This is a genomic window from Mesorhizobium sp. M4A.F.Ca.ET.022.05.2.1 (assembly GCF_003998845.1).
Lineage (GTDB): Bacteria > Pseudomonadota > Alphaproteobacteria > Rhizobiales > Rhizobiaceae > Mesorhizobium.
Map to the genome: position 1 here is coordinate 1 of NZ_RZOJ01000586.1, position 2796 is coordinate 2796.

At 66.0% G+C, this 2796-nt stretch carries 3 protein-coding genes; 1 reads left to right on the plus strand and 2 read right to left on the minus strand.

The features are described 5' to 3' along the window. Positions 1-1141: DEAD/DEAH box helicase (locus EN745_RS33150; RefSeq protein ID WP_127423193.1), on the minus strand; the 1141-nt coding region annotated here is incomplete at its 3' end. 89 nt (positions 1142-1230) lie between these two features. Between EN745_RS33150 and fsa the strand changes: the two genes are divergently transcribed. Continuing rightward, positions 1231-1887: a fructose-6-phosphate aldolase gene (fsa, locus tag EN745_RS33155; RefSeq protein ID WP_126057598.1), complete on the plus strand. Its 657-nt coding sequence runs from the start codon at positions 1231-1233 to the stop codon at positions 1885-1887. Between the two features lie 177 nt (positions 1888-2064). Here fsa and lptE read toward each other — a convergent pair whose 3' ends face one another. Further along, positions 2065-2631 carry an LPS assembly lipoprotein LptE gene (gene lptE, locus EN745_RS33160; RefSeq protein WP_126057597.1) on the minus strand — a complete coding sequence of 189 codons (567 nt, stop codon included), beginning with the start codon at positions 2629-2631 and terminating at the stop codon, positions 2065-2067. Between the last annotated feature and the right edge of the window lie 165 nt (positions 2632-2796).

Below are 2796 nucleotides of genomic sequence, written 5' to 3' on the forward strand. Positions count from 1 at the left end.
CCTCGGCAAAGCGCGACGAAAGCACTGCCCGATGATAGCGGCCCTGGCTGGCATTGACCCGGCTTTCGACCGACGGCGTCGCCGAGGCGAGCACGATCGGGAAGCCGCCTATGTGGCCGCGCACCACCGCCATGTCGCGCGCATTGTAGAAGACGCGGTCCTCTTGCTTGTAGGCGGGGTCGTGCTCTTCGTCGACGACGATCAGGCCGAGCTCCGGGAACGGCAGGAACAGCGCCGAGCGCGCCCCGGCAACAACGCGCACGCCGCCTTCCGCCACCTGCCGCCAGACTTTTTCGCGCATTCTCGGCGGCAGGTCCGAGTGCCATTCCGCCGGCTTGGCGCCGAAACGGTCCTGGAAGCGTTCCAGGAAGGCGTGCGTCAGCGCGATTTCCGGCAGCAGGATCAGCACCTGCTTGCCCTGGTCGAGCGCCGCCGCCACCGCCTCGAAATAGACTTCCGTCTTGCCGGATCCGGTGACGCCGTCGAGCAGGGTGACGCCAAAGGCGTTCGCCGCGACGCCGGCGCGCAGCATGGCCGCCGCGTCCTCCTGGTCGGGCATCAGCGTCGGCTGCGCATAGGCCGGATCAGGCGCTGCCACCACCGGCCGCGGCGGGATCATCACCGTCTCGAACACGCCTTGCGCCCGCAAGCCGTCGATGACCGCCGACGATACGCCGGCCGCATGCGCCAGGCCCGAGCGCGTCCAGGCAAGGCCGCCCTCGGCCGTCTCCAGCACGCGCGCCCTCGCCTCGGTCATCCGGTCGGGTCTAGCCAGGGTGAGCTGCAGGCCTTCGATCCAGGGCTCCGGGTCGAAGGCCTCCGGCGCACGCAGCAGCATGCGCGCCACCATGCCCGGGGCCGACAGCGTGTACTGCGCGATCCAGTCGACGAAGCGGCGCATCGCGCGGTCGATCGGCGGGCAATCGAAGACCAGCTCGATCGGCCGCAATTTCCTTGCGTCGACCGTTTCGACGGCGCCGTCCCAGACGATGCCGGCGACCTGGCGGGGGCCCAGCGGCACGCGCACGATCGAGCCCGGCACCACGCGCATGCCGGCCGGCACCGCATAGGTGTAGGGCCGCTCGGCCGGCATCGGCACCAGCACCGGCGCGGCGGCGACAAAGGGCGAATCTTCCATCATGAGGCGTGACCTTGCCCCGACTTTGGTCTAGAGCAAAGGCCGACCCCCAAGCTGCATGTCATGCACATGAAAATCTTCAGGAGACCGCGATGAAATTTTTTGTCGACACCGCCGATATCAAGGAAATCCGCGAGCTGAACGATCTGGGGCTGCTCGATGGCGTCACCACCAATCCCTCGCTGATCCTGAAATCGGGCGGCAAGATTGCCGAGGTCACCAAGCAGATCTGCGACATCGTCGAAGGTCCGGTCTCGGCCGAGGTCGTGGCGACCGAATACCAGCAGATGATGGCCGAGGCGGAGGTACTGGCCAAGATCGCCCCCAATGTCTGCATCAAGGTGCCGCTGACACTCGACGGGCTGAAGGCCTGCAAGACGATCCGCACCGAGATGAAGCGCATGGTCAACGTCACGCTCTGCTTCTCCGCCAACCAGGCGCTGCTCGCCGCCAAGGCCGGCGCCTCCTTCATCTCGCCCTTCGTCGGCCGCATCGACGACACCGGCTCGGACGGCATGGAGCTGATCCAGGAGATCAGGCAGATCTACGACAATTACGACTTCCAGACCGAGATCCTGACCGCCTCGGTGCGCACTGTGAACCACGTCAAGCAGGCGGCGCTGATCGGCGCCGACGTCATCACCGCGCCGCCGGCGACGCTGAAGGCGCTGGTCAGCCATCCGCTGACCGACAAGGGCCTCGCCGCCTTCCTCGCCGACTGGGCCAAGACCGGCCAGAAAATCGGCTGATCTCGTCAGGTAAGAAAAAAGGCCGGGCGACCGGCCTTTTTTGGTGAATGCATACTTGTGCGCTTGGGTGTGTTGAGAGTCAGGTCAAGCCACGCCGAGAACGGTGGTTTCCGAGAGCCAGAGCGGAGCGTACTTGAAGGCAGGCCGGCCTCACCTGAATATCAATACGCCTCAGGCCTACTTGCCGTGCTTGATCAAGTCCTGCGCGACGGCGAGCCTGAGCAGGTCCGCCAGCTCGCGCGCTGCGCGGTTCTCGGCATCGATCTGCGCCCGGTAAGATGCATATTCCTGACGCGGCCGGTCGAAGGATGACGGCACCGAGCGCTTGCCCGTGGCGATGACCGTGCCGGTGGTGTCCCGCAGTACATAATTCGCGGTCAATGTCACCGTGCCGGCCGTCGGTTCGTCCTCGTCGGTCTGGATCTGCACCAGGGCCGCCGATTCGACCAGCTCGGTGACGCCGAGATCGAGCGTATAGGCAGGCGTAGCCGGTTCGCCGGCGCCCTGGCCGAGCGCGAAGATCAGATTATTGCGCACCTGCTGGGCATAGCGGGTCTTGACCGGCTTGACCGAGATCGACGCCAGTTCGGCGGCGGCGCCGACAGTCGAGCCGGCGGTAAGCGGCGCGTTCGAATAGAGCGGCCTGACGGTGCAGGCCGACACCAATGCCAGCGAGGCGACCAGGCCGTACAGCGCGGTGCGGCGGAGCGAGCGCGTCGTCTTTCCGAAATCAGGCAACGACATTGACGATCCTCTGCGGCACGATGATCACCTTGCGGGGCGCCTTACCTTCCAGCGCTTTCTGCACGAAGTCGAGGGCCAGCACCGCTTTTTCGACCGCACCTTGGTCCGCGTCGCGGGCAATTGTCAAATCCCCGCGCTTCTTGCCGTTGACCTGCACCGGCAGCA